This is a genomic window from Paenibacillus sp. Y412MC10 (assembly GCF_000024685.1).
In the GTDB taxonomy this organism is placed as follows: Bacteria; Bacillota; Bacilli; order Paenibacillales; family Paenibacillaceae; genus Paenibacillus_AQ; species Paenibacillus_AQ lautus_A.
The window spans coordinates 3,487,983-3,503,036 of sequence record NC_013406.1 but is presented as its reverse complement, the minus strand read 5'-3'; the positions used below and the strand labels follow the sequence as shown (position 1 = coordinate 3,503,036).

The 15,054-nt window shown below is 56.1% G+C and carries 11 protein-coding genes; 10 read left to right on the top strand and 1 reads right to left on the bottom strand.

The features are described from left to right. Positions 1 to 130: 130 nt before the first annotated feature. The 6 genes from GYMC10_RS15140 (at position 131) to GYMC10_RS15115 (ending at position 8,335) form a co-directional block, all read left to right on the top strand. The gene (locus tag GYMC10_RS15140; RefSeq protein WP_015735291.1) at positions 131 to 1,957 is read left to right on the top strand and encodes a sialidase family protein; all 1,827 of its coding nucleotides are present in this window, start codon (positions 131 to 133) and stop codon (positions 1,955 to 1,957) included. Continuing rightward, positions 1,954 to 3,375 carry a glycoside hydrolase family 28 protein gene (locus GYMC10_RS15135; protein WP_041622183.1) on the top strand — a complete coding sequence of 474 codons (1,422 nt, stop codon included), beginning with the start codon at positions 1,954 to 1,956 and terminating at the stop codon, positions 3,373 to 3,375. The genes GYMC10_RS15140 and GYMC10_RS15135 overlap by 4 nt, the downstream gene beginning before the upstream one ends. A 27-nt stretch (positions 3,376 to 3,402) precedes the next feature. Then, positions 3,403 to 6,138 carry a hypothetical protein gene (locus tag GYMC10_RS15130; protein ID WP_015735289.1) on the top strand — a complete coding sequence of 912 codons (2,736 nt, stop codon included), beginning with the start codon at positions 3,403 to 3,405 and terminating at the stop codon, positions 6,136 to 6,138. Next, positions 6,135 to 7,643 carry a pectate lyase gene (locus GYMC10_RS15125; RefSeq protein WP_015735288.1) on the top strand — a complete coding sequence of 503 codons (1,509 nt, stop codon included), beginning with the start codon at positions 6,135 to 6,137 and terminating at the stop codon, positions 7,641 to 7,643. Before GYMC10_RS15130 ends, GYMC10_RS15125 begins: the two co-directional genes overlap by 4 nt. A 92-nt stretch (positions 7,644 to 7,735) precedes the next feature. Continuing rightward, positions 7,736 to 8,059: a hypothetical protein gene (locus GYMC10_RS15120; RefSeq protein WP_015735287.1), complete on the top strand. Its 324-nt coding sequence runs from the start codon at positions 7,736 to 7,738 to the stop codon at positions 8,057 to 8,059. A gap of 12 nt (positions 8,060 to 8,071) precedes the next feature. Next, a complete protein-coding gene (locus tag GYMC10_RS15115; protein WP_015735286.1) occupies positions 8,072 to 8,335 on the top strand; it encodes a hypothetical protein in 264 nt (87 codons plus the stop codon). Positions 8,336 to 8,454: 119 nt separating this feature from the next. Here GYMC10_RS15115 and GYMC10_RS32260 read toward each other — a convergent pair whose 3' ends face one another. Next, positions 8,455 to 8,559: a hypothetical protein gene (locus GYMC10_RS32260; protein WP_327196876.1), complete on the bottom strand. Its 105-nt coding sequence runs from the start codon at positions 8,557 to 8,559 to the stop codon at positions 8,455 to 8,457. A gap of 86 nt (positions 8,560 to 8,645) precedes the next feature. On the opposite strand from GYMC10_RS32260, the gene GYMC10_RS33285 reads away from it, so the two are divergent. The 4 genes from GYMC10_RS33285 to GYMC10_RS15095 all read left to right on the top strand — a co-directional run bounded on the left by GYMC10_RS33285 (position 8,646) and on the right by GYMC10_RS15095 (position 15,045). Then, positions 8,646 to 9,311, top strand: coding sequence for a hypothetical protein (locus GYMC10_RS33285; RefSeq protein WP_410002334.1), 666 nt, complete (start codon positions 8,646 to 8,648; stop codon positions 9,309 to 9,311). A 333-nt stretch (positions 9,312 to 9,644) separates the two neighbouring features. After that, positions 9,645 to 11,003 carry an extracellular solute-binding protein gene (locus GYMC10_RS15105; protein WP_015735284.1) on the top strand — a complete coding sequence of 453 codons (1,359 nt, stop codon included), beginning with the start codon at positions 9,645 to 9,647 and terminating at the stop codon, positions 11,001 to 11,003. Positions 11,004 to 11,252: 249 nt separating this feature from the next. Then, on the top strand, positions 11,253 to 12,569 hold the full coding sequence (locus GYMC10_RS15100; protein ID WP_036662977.1) for an extracellular solute-binding protein: 1,317 nt from the start codon (positions 11,253 to 11,255) through the stop codon (positions 12,567 to 12,569). Between the two features lie 343 nt (positions 12,570 to 12,912). After that, on the top strand, positions 12,913 to 15,045 hold the full coding sequence (locus tag GYMC10_RS15095) for an MGH1-like glycoside hydrolase domain-containing protein (protein ID WP_015735282.1): 2,133 nt from the start codon (positions 12,913 to 12,915) through the stop codon (positions 15,043 to 15,045). The last annotated feature ends 9 nt before the right edge of the window (positions 15,046 to 15,054 follow it).

Here is a 15,054-nt window from a genome sequence, read left to right as displayed (position 1 = left end):
CGATCTTCTTCCGACACCTGCACCGCCGTTTTTCTAAATTCTTTTTCCCCTATAAACACGGTGCGATTAGCCTATAAATATAGTTCCAAAACCGTGTAAAGTGTAGTTAACCTAACTAATGGAGGGCCTAATGGATCAACCGGAGAACCAAATTCGATATATCGGCGGCGTGACCGCCAACCTGGACTATCATCATGGACAGCTGCGTCCCGCGATTGGCGTCCGGAGCAGGCAGGTGTTGCGGGCAAACCGTTCGCATCCGGAGTTGTCGGAGGGCAGCGGTTGGACCTACAACCATGCTCCGATGCTGGCCTACTGGAAAGGCTGCTTTTATTTGGAGTATCTTAGCTGCCCCGTTCACGAGCATGTGCCGCCAGGCCAGACGCTGCTGACGACATCGAAGGACGGCTGGCATTGGTCGACGCCCGTCGTCTTGTTTCCTCCATACCAGCTGGATCAAGAGCATCATTATCCGGACGGCGAGATTCTTCCGGAGGGGACGTATAGCGTCATGCATCAACGGATGGGCTTTTTCGCCGCTTCGAACGGCAGATTGTTGGCGTCGGCGTTTTACGGATTTTGCCCGCTGCCAAGCGTCAGTCCGAACAACGGAAAAGGCATTGGCCGCGTCGTGCGAGAGATCGGAGAGGACGGCAGCTCCGGGCCGATCCATTTCGTCCGGCTGAACCGTCATTCCGGCTGGTCCGAGGAGAACATAAAGTATCCCTTGTATACGGAGTCCGGAGACGAAGGCTTTCGCGAAGCCTGCGAGGAGCTGCTGGCGGACCGCGTGACCACGCTTCAATGGTGGGAAGAGGATCGCAGCCGGGACGGCTTCTACGCGGTGGAAGGGGGAACGGCCTTCAACTCTTACCGGCTGCCTGACGGACGGATCGCTGGGCTATGGAAGCATTCGGTTCATGCGGTAACGGAGGACGAAGGGCGTACATGGTCCAAGCAGACGCGCTCTCCATCCCTTATTATGGCAGGCGGAAAAGTGTGGGGAGAACGCACCTCGGATTCCAAATATGCGCTTCTATACAATCCTTCGCCGATCGGCAACCACAGATGGCCGCTTGCGGTCGTGACGGGCGATGACGGGTTAACGTTTGACGATTTGCTCGTCGTAAACGGGGAAGTTCCGCCGAGGCGCTATTTCGGGTTTCATAAAAATTACGGCAACAGCTATGTCCGCGGCATCGAAGCGGCAGACGGTTCTCCGCCGGGCGGCAGCATGTGGGTGACCTACAGCGCGAACAAGGAGGATATCTGGGTCAGCGAAATTCCGGTGCCGATTGAGTACCGGGTCAGCGGGCCGGTCAACGATACGTTCGACAACCTGTCGCCAGAAGATCGGGTGCAGGACTGGAACGTGTACAGCCCGCAATGGGCGAGCGTCTCCGTCGCGGCGTTTCCATCCGAGCGCGACAGGAGCCTGGAGCTGAACGACGCGGATCCCTACGATTACGCGAAGGCGGAGCGCGTGTTCGAGGAATGCGCCGCAGGCGAGCTTCGAATCCGGATATTGGCGAAGCAGGCGAATGACGGCCAGCTGTATATCGAGCTATGCGATGCCAAGAGCGCGGCGCCTATACGGATTCGTTTTCATTCGGACGGAACGCTGCAAGTACTGCAAGCCGGCACCTGGAAGGAGCTGCAGCGCTACGAGCCGGATCGGTGGTACGAGCTGACCGTCCGCTTCGATACGGATAGACAGCGGTTTGAATTCGAAGTAGACGGCGAGCCGGCTCCAAAGGCTTTCCAGTTCTCCATGCCGGCTTACACGCTCGAAAAGCTCGTGCTTCGCACTGGACCGATGCGCCGGGAGCCGCATGCGGAAACGCCGCTTGTGACCGCGGATTTGCCGGAAGCGGACGAACCGGCGAAGGCCGTTTCTTACTATATAAACAACGTTAACATCCATACGATTGAAGGAGGCACGAACAAGTGGCGATGACCAAACAAGCAGGCAACGAAGCATTGCCGTTCGACATGCCTGAAGTGGAATTGCCGGTATTTCCGGACGGGACGTTTAACATTGCCGATTTCGGCGCGATCGGAGACGGACTAAGCGACAATACGGAGGCGTTCGCTGCAGCGATAGAAGCATGCGCCTCGCAGGGCGGAGGCACGGTCCTTATTCCTGCAGGTCTATGGCTGACCGGCCCGATTCGGCTGCAAAGCGGCATTCGGCTGCATGCCGACGCGGGGGCCCTCGTCCATTTCAGCGCGAACCGCGACGATTATCCGTTGATCCGTACGAGCTACGAAGGATTGCGCACCGTTAGATGCATGCCGGCCATTTATGGAGAGGATTTGGAAAATGTCGCCATAACGGGAACGGGTATTTTCGACGGCTCGGGAGAGGCTTGGCGGCCGGTGAAACGAATGAAGCTGACGGAGGGGCAGTGGAAGCAATTGATCCAGTCCGGCGGTTATGAGGAAGGCGGAGTCTGGTGGCCAACGGAGCAGTCGCTTAAGAGCGCGGCGCTCGTGAAGAGCTTAATTGCGCAGAATGTGCAGGATCCGTCCGCGTTCGAGCCGGCCCGCGACCATTTAAGGCCGACGCTGGTGCAATTGGACCGGTGCCGCAAAGTGCTGTTTGATGGCCCTACCTTCCGCAATTCGCCGGCTTGGAATGTGCATCCTTGGCTGTGCGAGCATGTGACCATCCGCAATGTCTCGATCCGGAATCAGTGGCATTCGCAGAACGGCGACGGTCTAGATCTCGACTCCTGCCGGTATGCGAACATATACGATTCCGTATTCGACGTGGGCGATGACGCCATCTGCATCAAGTCCGGCAAAGATGCCGACGGCAGGGCGCTGGCAGTCCCAACCGAATATGTCACGATACGGAACTGCCAAGTATTCCACGGCCATGGCGGCTTCGTCATCGGCAGCGAAATGTCCGGCGATGTCCGGAATATTGCCATAACGGATTGCGTGTTTATCGGAACGGACGCAGGTCTGCGTTTCAAGAGCACGAGAGGCCGCGGCGGAACGGTCGAACGCATCTATATCCGAGGCGTCCTCATGAAGGAAATCGCCAAGGAAGCCATCATATTCAGCTCTTATTACTCAGGCAAAAACAATACGGACGATCCGGTGGCCGTTACGGAGGAAACGCCGGTATTCCGCGATTTCCATATCAGCGACACAACGTGCATCGGAGCGCATACGGCGCTGCACATCAAAGGGCTTCCGGAAATGCCGATTGAAAATATCGTCTTCGACCGGGTGCAGCTAACCGCCCGCAACGGCGCGACCTGTACGAATGCCCGGAACATTACGTTCCGGCAGACGAAAGTGCTTCCGGAGAACGGCGAGCCTTATACGTTGGTCAATACCGAGGCGGTTACCATAACCGATTAACAGACCTGATGAAGGAGAGGAAGCCGCATGCTGGAAATGATTGCGATTGGCTACGATTTGGACGCTTCTCCCCGTATGCTGCATGGCGTGCGGCTGCTGAGAGAAGCGCTCGAGGCTTGCGATTACATGGTGGAGGAAAAGGCGGGTGGTTGGGCATGGAACCGTTATCGCGATACGGGCAACCGCAAAATTTACGTAGGGCGCCGCACGGGCTCCGAGCTGCTCGCGGAGCTCGAGGCGCGCGATGTGCTGCTCTATCATACGGATGAGCCTACCGGCGAAGGCTTCTATCTGGCATCATGTCCGGGCCGGCTAGTCGTGGTCTCCGGCGGGAACGATAGCGGCGCGCTGTACGGATGCCAGGAGCTGGCGGTCCGAATCCGCGAGGAAGGAGGACTGCCGCGCGAGCTGTCGTTCGGGGACACGCCATGCCTGGACTGGCGCGGACCCGCCATCGGCATGCAGAAGCAGCACGTGGAACCCGGGCGGCAGCCCTTCGAATATCCTCTGACGCCAGACCGCTTTCCTTGGTTTTACGACAGAGTCATGTGGCTCGACTACCTGGACATGCTGCTCGAGCACCGGGGCAACTCCCTTTACCTATGGAACGCGAATCCGTTCGCCTCGCTGATCGATCTGCCGGGCGAGCCGGAGGCGCGGGAGGTGACGAAGGATCAACTGGAGGAGAATGCAAGCTTGCTGCATTGGCTGACGGAAGAGGCGGACAGGCGCGGGATACAGTGCTTTTTGGCCTTCTACAGCATTCATATTCCGCAAGGTTTTGCCGACAAGCACGGTTTGTCTTATAAGCAGTTAAAGCCTTTGCCAGAGACTAGCGATTATTTCCGCCGCTTGCTGACCGCGTTTGTACGCGCTTTCCCTTCGGTCGGCCTGATGGTCTGTCTGGGCGAAAAGCTGAAGGGGCAAATGTACGGGGCGGAATGGCTGTGCGAAACGATTCTGCCCGGCATCATGGAAGGCTTCGGCCAGTCGGCTGCCGCGGAGCCGCCGCCCGTCGTCGTGCGCTCGCACGCCATCGACATCGAGAAGGTGATGAAAGAGGCTGACGGGCTTTATCCCAATCTTCACAGCGAAATGAAATTCAACGGGGAATCCCTCACCACCTGGACGCCAAGGGGGGGAGCGCAAGGGCTGCATCGGCGGCTGGCAGAGCGCGATGGCAAACACCTCGTCACCGTGCATATGAATGCCAATTTGGAACCGTTCCGCTGGGGAGCTCCATCCTTTATTCAACGCTGCGTTCAGGCGGCGAGGTACCGCTTAAAAGCCTCGGCGCTGCAAATTTTCCCGCTGTCCTACTGGAGCTGGCCTTATTCGCCGGACAGGTCGGAGCACCCGATCAAGCAGGTGGACCGCGACTGGATCTGGTTTGAAGCGTGGCTCCGTTACGCATGGAATTCGGACCGGGACGGGAAGGCGGAGAAAAGCCACTGGATAGCCCGACTGGAGGAAAAGTACGGAAGCAGGCAGTCGGCCGAGCATTTGTTGCACGCCTATGAAACGATCGGGACTTGCGCGCCCAAGCTGCTGCGTCGTTTTGGCATAACGCAAGGCAACCGCCAGACGATGAGCCTCGGCATGACGATGAGTCAGCTGACGAATCCGGAACGGCACGTCCCATGGTCCGAGCTGTGGGAATCGCATGCTCCGCAAGGAGAGAGGCTGGAGGAGTTCGTGTTGAAGCAACTGGCGGGCATGCCTCATCTGGGCGAGACGCCGCTCGATATCGTGGAGGAAGTAGAGCGTGCTTCTGAAGAAGCTTCGAAAGCGGCAAAGCAGGCTAGGATGACCGTGAAAAAAAATAAAGCCGAGTTCGAACGTCTTGCTGCCGATATTGACGCGATCAAAGCGATGACGAATACGTATACGTACAAGGTAAGAGCCGCGCTGCTCGTGTTCATGTATAAGCATACCGCCTTCGGAAAATACGCCGAAAGGGTGTCGCTGCTGGAGGAGGCGGCGGAATGGTTGGACAAAAGCGTAGCCGCATACCGCAAGCTGGCGGAAACGACGGAGAAGCATTACGGATTCGCAAACGGCATGCAGACGGCGCATCGCAAAATCCCGTTCCGCGAGGGGGAATTCATCAACCATTGGAGGGACTGTCTCCCCCTGTTCGAACGGGAGCTTGCCGTTTTCCGACAGCGTATCGGAGAGCTGCGGGCTGGCAAAATGCCGGCGTCCCTGAATCAGGCGCCGTCCGTTTCCTATCGGCGATATCGTCAGGCAAGCTTTACGCTGTTGAGCGAGGATGCCGAGCTGTACCGGATCGAGAAAGGCGCCCGCGTCTTCACCGACGGCGACATTCCGATTATAAGCTGCGCGGAGGAATTGTACGGCTTGACGGGAATAAGGTACAGCCAGCTGCGGGCGGCGCACGAAGAAATTCGGCTCGACGTGGAGCTGAAGGAGCCTTCCCTGATTCTGGTAGGATGCTTCAATTCCAGAGACGACCAATGGATGAAGCCTGGGGGAGTCGCTGCCGTCGACCAGTATACATTCGGATTGGATCCGGTGATCCGCAGAGGCATACGGCTGTTCGTCTATCCTTCGGTCCATGTCCATGCTTTGCCTTACGAGGCCGGCCGGCATACGCTTCGTTTCGGCAAAGGGGCGTTTCTGATTCTTGGCGTCATTGAGCTGCATCAGAACCTGTCCGACCGGGAATTCGATCCGCAAAACGAAGAGCGTACGCTACTCGATTGGCTGTACGAAATGAAGGAGGTGGAGATGGTCCAGTGAAAACCGACTCGGAAGCGGCGGCCGGGCTGATCGGGCTAGTAGCAAAGCACGCCGGCCTGCTGCTGAAGCACGCATCGGACAAAGCCGGAGAAACCCCCTTGTTTGTCAACGCGTTAGATTCGCGCACGCTATCGCCGGTCGCATACGATCCGGATCATGTGAACCGCGAAGCGCTGCTCGCGAGTCCCGCAAGCCAGCAGCGCTGGCAAAAGCTGCTATGCGGCCTTACCCGGCTGACGGGCGATCCGGCGTACGAAGAACGCGCGCTCGCGGTCAACCGCTTTCTACTGGATAGCCAGACAGATGACGGCGGCCTGCTCTTGTGGGGAGGCCATACCGCATACAACGTAGAGAACAGATCGATCGAATACGCCAAAGACAAATCGAAGGTGCACGAGCTGAAATTTCATTACCCGGATTACGAGCTGATGTGGCGGGCGGATCCGGAAGGAACAAGACGGTATATCGAAGCGATGTGGAATGCGCATATCCTGGACTGGTCGCGCCTGGATTTCAACCGACACGGACCTTACGGAACGCCGCCTGGACGGTTATGGGAGCATGAATACAAGGGCGGTGACGTATTTTTCTGGGGACGCGGATTGACGTTCGTAAACGCCGGCAGCGATCTGTATTACGCTGCCGCGATGCTGGCGAAGCTGTCGGGCGAGAAAGCGCCGCTGGCGTGGTCGAAACGGCTGGCGCGCCGTTACGTGGAAACGAGACAGCCCGGCATCGGGATCAGCGGCTACCAATTCAGCCAATCCGCAAACTCCTGGTGCAACGGCCCAGCGGTAAAGGGCGACCGGGCGCAGTATCAGCTGGCGCCGCTTATTCCGGAAGGCCATGACGTCTATGAAGGGACGCTCTTCAAGCCGCGGCCCGTCGTCCAGCGCTGTATGCTGGCGATCGGCGAACAAGCGGGGGAAGTGGCGGAATGCTTCATCCGATGGGCCTGCGAGGAAATAGCGGCTTGGGGGAGAATCGCATACCGCCGATCCGACAACAGCTTTGTCCCGATGCTGACCGACGGATACCCGATCGAAGGGCTGTCGCTGGATCGCGACGGCTACTTCGGGCCGAAAGGGAGGGTGTTTGGCGCAATCCCCGCTGGTCCGGATTTTTTCTGGATGTACGCGGCAGGCTACCGGCATTCGCGCGATCCGTTTCTATGGGAGATGGCGAAATCCATCGCCGATGGGATGGGCGCGGGAGATATCGGCCAACCAAGCGGGGGCGGCGTCCGCACTTGGGAGCAGAGGGAGGACAACGCCGATTACCGTCTGCTGTACGGCTTGTTGGAGCTGTATAAGGCGACGGACGACCGCAGATTTTTATCCTATGCCCGGCAGATGGGAGAGCAATTGCTTACGAAAGTTGCCGATAACGGCGCGTTTGTTTCGGAGGAACGGATTTTGACCGACGATCCGCTGCCGCTGGCGCTGCTTCATCTAGCGGAAGCGCTGCAGGACAGACCGGGAAACGTTCCCTTGACGTGGAAGTAGCGGAGGGTCAACCCATACGAGCTGACGCTGCCTTAGGCGGCGTCGGCCGTTTGCGTTTGCGGGCGATTATGGCTTCAAAGGAGCGATGACCGATGGAACGAAAACAGGTGTTCGAATTTAACGGCAATCGAAAGCTGTTCGGCAAATTTTTATTGTCCTACGTGCTCATCCTGTTGATTCCGCTGCTGGTAGGCGCCTATGCCTATTACCAGACGGTTCAGGTCGTGGGCGAGGACGCGGCGGAGCTGAACCTGGCGATGCTGGAGCAGAGCGAGGAGGCGCTAAACCGGCTGTTGACGGAAATCCGCGATATCGTGTCCCAGCTGTCGCTCGATTCGGAGCTGCTGAATGCGATGATTACCGCCGACGCTTCATGGCAGCCCCAGGCGGTGTACAAGTTCTCCCAGCTGCAGTAGAACGAATTGAACATGCTGTCGACGAACCAGCTCTTCTCCGATCTGTTTGTCTACCTGGAGAAAAGCGAAGCCGTCATTTCCGCGAACCGGCTCGACAAGCTGGACGCTCAGCCGCTGTGGATCGGCGACGTCCCGTTCGGCCGGAAACGGAAAGTGGCGCTGCTCGCGATTGCGGGGTGGTCGCGGCGACGGGCTGCAGCCAGGCAAATAACGGGAACGGCAGCAGCAACGGCAAGCTCTATATGCTGCCGACCGTGGCGAGCAGCGACCCGATGACGTGGATTTCTGGAACGATCCGGACGAAGGCGGCAAGGTGGTATGGAACCTGGCGTTGACAAAGCATCCGCGCGTGTTGCTGTTTTGCGTATTGCGGAACGCCTGGCGGAAGCCGATCATCAAGTTTTTGACGCCGCCGTTTCCTTGCAGCCGCGAACGCCGATCGGCACGGAATCGGGATAGACTTCTTTCAGCTTCTTCGCCGACTCGTACAGCTCATCCATCGTGGCCGGGAACGAAGCGATGCCGGCCTTATCGAACGCATCCTTGCGGTAAAAATCAGTGGAAAGCGAAGCGCCTCACGGGCAAGGTGCTGCTGGACTTCCAATACGCAAGCCATACGGTCGACCCGGACTACGCCTTAACGGATATTCCGGAAGGCCTGTGGGAATTCGCGCGCATGCTGCCAAGCGCTTCGGAGCAACCTGCACTGGAATTCAAGCCGCTTAACTTCTCGTTGTTCGGTCCGGTCTTCAGCAGCAAGCTTGCCGACGAGCCGGAGAAGCTGGACCGCCTAATCGAATATGTCGAATGGGGCGCCACGCCGGAAGGACAGCTGTTCCATCAGGCGGGCCTGGACAACGTCACCTACGTGAACGAAGGCGGGACGATGAAATACAAGGAAGGGCTCGATCGTCAGAAGGTGGCGGAGCAGCACGGCTTCGATTGGTGGCTAAGCCAAAGCGCGGAATTCATGAAATCCGATGCCGGGTATTTGAAAAAGCAGGAAGCGATGAAGGAGTTTGCCCCGAACTATAACGTGACGCCGAAGAACGCTCCGCTTACCGAGGAGGAACAAGAGACGGTGGGCTCGACGGTCAGCGCCCTCGAGGATGTGGCTTACCAGTTCGCTACGAAAGCGATTATGGGGATGATCGATATCGGCAACGACGAAGCATGGAACGGCTACTTGAGCGATCTGGAGAAGGTAGGGCTCGACGAAACGCGGACGATTTACGAGAAATATTTAAAATAACGTCACGTGCCCAGCCGACACAATGCAGTACAATTTCAGGCTACATTCGAGGCTGCACGATGCAGAAAGTACGGATCTAGGGCTCGCCAGACATGCGACGGCATGGCGGCGAGCCCTTGTTCAAATGCATCGTATTCCCCTATAGAAAAGCAGTTTCCCCCTAAGATTGGCAGCGGATTTGTCTATATAATAATTGTTGTCAACAGCAGGAATTACATAACGCCGTTCATTTGAAAGGAGGATAACGGGGGGGTTATTATAGCAATTTAGACAGCGCTTACAATGTAAGATATTCAAAACAATGGTTGAATATAAAGGGAGGTATTGATAATTATGGTGCGGAAAATGGTTTCGATGATGGTATCCTTGGTTATGCTTCTAACTGTCCTGTCGGCTTGCGCGAGCAATTCCGGAAACAATGCGGAGCCCTCGCAGAGCGCGAGCAACACGCCTTCCGAGTCGGCAGCGCCTGAAGGCACCGACGCCGGCACCGGCAATCCGGCGGATCTGAAAGCCGATCTGACTTGGTTCGGCTTGATGGGTCCCGAACAATTCGAAGAGCGTTACAACCAATATATCAAGCAAAAATTTCCGAATATCAACATTACCTATATCAACCAGACGGACGAGCAGAAATTGGAGCAGGTTATCGCATCCGGCACGGAAATCGACATGTTTCTGTCGTCGGCCGGCGAGTTAAGGGAAGACTACGTGCCGGCCAACATGGCGCTTAATCTCACCCCGTTGCTCGAGAAGCATGCCGTCGATATCAGCACGATCGAGCCGGCCTATCTGGAGCCGGTCAAAATCGACGGAAATGTAAATTTGCTGCCGATCACCGACAACAAATTCGTCATGTATTACAACAAAGGCATCTTCGACCGGTTCGGCGTGAAGTATCCTTGGGATGGCATGACTTGGGATGAAGCACTGGAGCTGTCCAAACAAATTACCCGCAATGAAGGCGGCAAGCAGTATATCGGTTTGTGGATGTCGCCGAAGCACTATCTCCGCGTCGCTCAAAATTCGGCCGGCTTTATCGATCCGGAGACAAATAAGGCGACCGTCAACAACGACCAATGGAAATTCATTTTCGAAAATATTTTCTACAACTTCACTCGGGATCCTGGCTTGCAAAAACGAGCGAGCGAAGAGTGGCTCGCGCACAAGGATTTCAACAAGGAATTCTTAGTCGGCATGTATATCTACACATCGGGCTGGATGTCGTCTGCCGATACTTCGCTCGCCATGGACTGGGACATTGCAGCCGTTCCGACCTTCAAGGATATGCCTGAGGTGAACACGCAGCCATATGCTACTTACGTAGGTATCTCGGCTCTTTCGAAAAACCAGGATGTTGCCATGCAAGTGCTCAAATATTTGATCTCGGAAGAATATCAGACGATTATATCCAAGAAAGGCATGATTACTCCGCTTACGACGCAATCGGTTCGCGATGCGGCTTTCGCCGACTATCCGTTCGCAAGCGAAAAGAACATCAAAGCGCTATTCTACGGAAAGCCGGCTCCTTCCCGCGTGCTTACGCAATTCGACGAGCTTGTTATCGAGGATGCTTTGGACCAGGATGCCGTCCGGCAAATCGCGATGGGCAAACTCGATGTCAATACGGCGCTCCGCAATGCCGAAGAGCTAGCGAATAAGCTGATTCAGGAACAATTGGCGCAAAATTAACAAGCAGACACGGATGACGAAGCCTTCCAGGGGCAGCCGTACGAAGAGGGAGAGGGGCGACCATCTCCCTTTTTTTATTTTTTAGGGTTGGATTGCCCTATGTATTCGTCTTTAACCCCGGTGAAAAACGATAGCCTGGCCGATATAATGATGAAGCAAGGTGAACCGGGGCCCCCGTTCATGGCGCCGCATCGCGTTTCGTATAGAGAAAGGGAGGAAATGATGATTATGGCAAGGAAAATGGTTTCAATGATGTTGACTTTGGTCATGCTTCTCACCGTCCTGGCGGCATGCTCCGGCAATTCCGAGGGCAATGCGGAGTCCCCGCAGAACGAGACACCGCCTGAAGGCGCCGATGCCGGCGCCGGAAATCCGGCGGATCTTAAAGCCGATCTGACCTGGTTCGGCTTGGCAAGCCCCGAACAATTCGAAGAGCGCTACGGCCAACATATCAAGCAAAAATTCCCGAATATCAACATTACCTATATCAACCAGACGGACGAGCAGAAATTGGAGCAGGTTATCGCATCCGGCACGCAAATCGATATGTATCTGTCGTCGGCAGGCGAGTTAAGGGAAGATTACGTACCTGCCAATCTGGCTCTTGACCTCACCGCATTAATTGAGAAGCATGCCGTTGACATCAGCGCCATCGAGCCGGCCTATCTGGAGCCGGTCAAAATCGACGGAAAGGTGAATCTGCTGCCGCTCAGCGACAACAAATTCGTTATGTATTACAACAAGGGCATCTTCGACCGGTTCGGAGTGGAATATCCTAAGGACGGAATGACCTGGGACGAAGCGCTGGAGTTGTCCAAAAAGATTACCCGCAATGAAGGGGGCAAACAGTACATCGGTCTGTGGATGTCGCCGAAGCACTATCTCCGCGTCGCCCAAAATTCGGCAGGCTTTGTCGATCCGGAGACGAATAAGGCGACCGTCAATAACGATCAATGGAAATTCATCTTCGAAAACGTGTTCTACGACTTCACCCGGGATCCGGGCGTGCAAAAACGCGCGACCGAGGATTGGCTCGCGCACGTCGACTTCAACAGAGATTTCATAATTGGCATGTATATCTATACGTCGGGTTGGATGCAGGATGCCGAGAGCTCGCTCGCCATGGACTGGGATATTGCGGCCGTTCCGACCTTCAAGGATATGCCCGGGGTGAATACGCAGCCAAATGCTACTTATGCAGGCATTTCGGCTCTTTCGAAAAACCAGGATGCCGCCATGGAAGTGCTCAAATATTTGATCTCGGAAGAGTATCAGACGATCATGTCCAAGAAAGGCATGATAACGCCGCTTACGACGCAATCGGTTCGCGATGTGGCGTTCTCCGACTATCCGTTCGCAAGCGAAAAGAACATTGACGCGCTCTACTATGGCAAGCCGGCGCCATCCCGCGTCCTTACGCAATTCGATGAAATTGTCATCGAGGATGCCTTCGACAAGGATGCCGTCCGGCAAATAGCGATGGGCAACCTCGATGTCAATACGGCGCTTCGCAGAGCGGAAGAGAATGCGAACAAGTTAATCCAGGAGCAATTGTCGCAAAAGTAACAATCGTGAAAGGTTGACGCCGCCCTCAGGGGCAGCTGCGCCAAGAGGGGGGATGGGCGACCATCCCCTTTTGCGCGCTATGTGGTTTAGCAGGTAATTCTCATATCGGTGGAAACGTTGTGGGTTAAACATAGCTTTGCGCGTGTTGGTTTCTAAAACATAGGTGATTTCGATTTGGAAAAAGGAAGGGGATTTGGCAAGCGGGTTGGATTGCCCTATAAATTTGCCGATAACCCCACAGAACAAAAAAAGTCTAGCAGATATACTGGTAAATAAGGTGAAACGGCTTACATCGTCTTAGGCGGCTTGGCGGTTTCAATCTGTACGACAGGGGGGCAATAGCATGATCGACGAGGAGTTAAGGGCCGGGAGAAAGGCGCTGCGCACCGTCCCGGGAGGGCTGCTGCTCGGTCCTACGGGAGCGCGATTATGGGCCGATTACGTGGAAGCCGCACCGGGCTTTATCGGCCGATTCGACTTCATTCACAAAGTAAATATTCCGCTCCTGTTCACCATAACGGTTAACGGCCATGCCTGCAAAATGGAAACGGCTTCAGCCGATTGGTATCCCAGCCAGCTCCGTCTCGCCTATTCGGACGACCGGATCGGCTATGCGGAGACGAAATTTATTACTTGGGAGGACTGCGCCGTTTCCTGCCAGACCTGGACGAACCGGTCCGATGGCGAGCTGTTGCTGCAAGCGACTGCCCCGCCGGATTTTCGAGCCTGCGGCGATGCAGGTTTGGAGGGCGGTTTCGATATCCCTTTTTTCAGCTTTGACATCGACGCTTGCCTCGTTGCAAGCGAGCCGAAACTGCTTAGCGACGGAGTAAGCCTGCAGCCCGGCGAGACAAAAACGTTTATTGTAGCCGCGGCGCTCGGCATCCGGTCGCTCGACGGCATCGAAGCTTTAATGAGCCACGCAAATCGTTTCATCCAAAAGCCCGCAAGCCTTGAGGAGACAGCATCCGTGCAGCAGAAGGAGTACCAGCGCTGGTTCGACGCCGCGCCGCGCTTCAAGAGCAGCGACCCGGTACTGGACAAGACGTGGACGTACAGGTGGTTCCTGCTCCGGCACAACATGGCCGATCCGCGTTACGGATTGCTGCAGCATCCGCTGTTCTATGAAGGACGTTCCCATAAGAAGGGCAAGCGGCCGTTCTCCAAGGGAGGATGGGAGTTCAGCAAGCTGATCAATTTATCGGTGCCGCTTCATTTGATGGACGCCAGGTGGCATCACGATCCCGCGCCCAGCTTGGGAGCGCTGCGGAACATGCAGGAAACGCCGGCGGAAAACGGCATGTACTGCTGCTTGATGGCGGACGAGAGGATGCACTCTTTCGCCAACTATATTGGTTGGGCGGCTTACCGCTTGTTTCTCGTCCATCGCGATGAGAACGCTATATTGAAGGCGCTTCCTGGACTTAAAGACCAAATCTCGAGCTGGCAGGAAGTGTACGGCAACGAACGGGACGGATTAATGACGGAATACCGGCATACCCGGACAGGGAAGGAATATCAGCCAAGCTATTGGTATTTCCACGATTATCCCCGCAATCCGAAGGATCCGGAAACGTACACGCATGTGAAGCGGGTGGATCGAACCGTCTATCATTATCTGAACACGCTCGGCGTAGCCCGGTTGTGCGAAGCGGCGGGCGATCCGGAATCAGTTAAATACCTGCAGCTTGCGGAGCGAATCAAACATGACGTGCTGGAGAAGATGTGGGACGAAGCGTCGGCGTTTTTCTACGATCTGCATGACCAGACGGACGAGAAGGCGCTTGTCAAAAATATAGTCGGCTTCTATCCGGCGTGGGCGGAGATGCTCGACGAGAGGCATGACGGCCTGGTTGCCCATTTGCTCGATCCGAAACAATTCGCGACCGCTTGCCCTTATCCGACGGTGTCGGCCGACAGCGTCGCCTACTCGAAGGAAGGCGGATGGTTCGGCTTTTTTCTTAAAGGCCGTAACGGCTGCATGTGGAACGGGCCGACTTGGCCGTACACGAACGCGATTACGCTGGACGCACTCGCCCGCGAGAGCAAGCGCCGCGGCAACGCTTATAATGAAGCGTTCGCGCGCGGCCTGAAGGAATATTCGTTCCTCCATTTCCAGAACCGCGATCTGAACAGGCCGGGACTGGTTGAGCATTACAACAGCGACACCGGAGAACCGTTAAGCGATGAACAAGAATACAACCACTCGTATTATATCGATCTGATCGTCAGCCACGTGGCGGGTCTCTCCGTCGAAGATGGCGGCCTCCGTCTCGAACCGCTCGATATCGGTCTCGATTATTTCGAGCTTGACCATGTGAAGGCGGCGGGACAAGACATTCGGATCACTTACGGAAAGCCGGGCCTCGGCAGGTATCCGGACGGAATCGAAGCAGGCTACAAGCTGTATTTGAACGGACAACCGGTCTTTGCCTCGGATAGCTTGGCGGCGGCGACGTTGCCGAAGAATAAATGACGAAAGAGG

Bases quoted from the DNA above. Each gene is read 5' to 3' on its own strand.
- GYMC10_RS15140 (WP_015735291.1), top strand. From the start codon at position 131: ATGGATCAACCGGAGAACCAAATTCGATATATCGGCGGCGTGACCGCC.
- GYMC10_RS15135 (WP_041622183.1), top strand. From the start codon at position 1,954: ATGACCAAACAAGCAGGCAACGAAGCATTGCCGTTCGACATGCCTGAA.
- GYMC10_RS15130 (WP_015735289.1), top strand. From the start codon at position 3,403: ATGCTGGAAATGATTGCGATTGGCTACGATTTGGACGCTTCTCCCCGT.
- GYMC10_RS15120 (WP_015735287.1), top strand. From the start codon at position 7,736: ATGGAACGAAAACAGGTGTTCGAATTTAACGGCAATCGAAAGCTGTTC.
- GYMC10_RS15115 (WP_015735286.1), top strand. From the start codon at position 8,072: ATGCTGTCGACGAACCAGCTCTTCTCCGATCTGTTTGTCTACCTGGAG.
- GYMC10_RS32260 (WP_327196876.1), bottom strand. From the start codon at position 8,559: ATGGATGAGCTGTACGAGTCGGCGAAGAAGCTGAAAGAAGTCTATCCC.
- GYMC10_RS15105 (WP_015735284.1), top strand. From the start codon at position 9,645: ATGGTGCGGAAAATGGTTTCGATGATGGTATCCTTGGTTATGCTTCTA.
- GYMC10_RS15100 (WP_036662977.1), top strand. From the start codon at position 11,253: ATGATGTTGACTTTGGTCATGCTTCTCACCGTCCTGGCGGCATGCTCC.
- GYMC10_RS15095 (WP_015735282.1), top strand. From the start codon at position 12,913: ATGATCGACGAGGAGTTAAGGGCCGGGAGAAAGGCGCTGCGCACCGTC.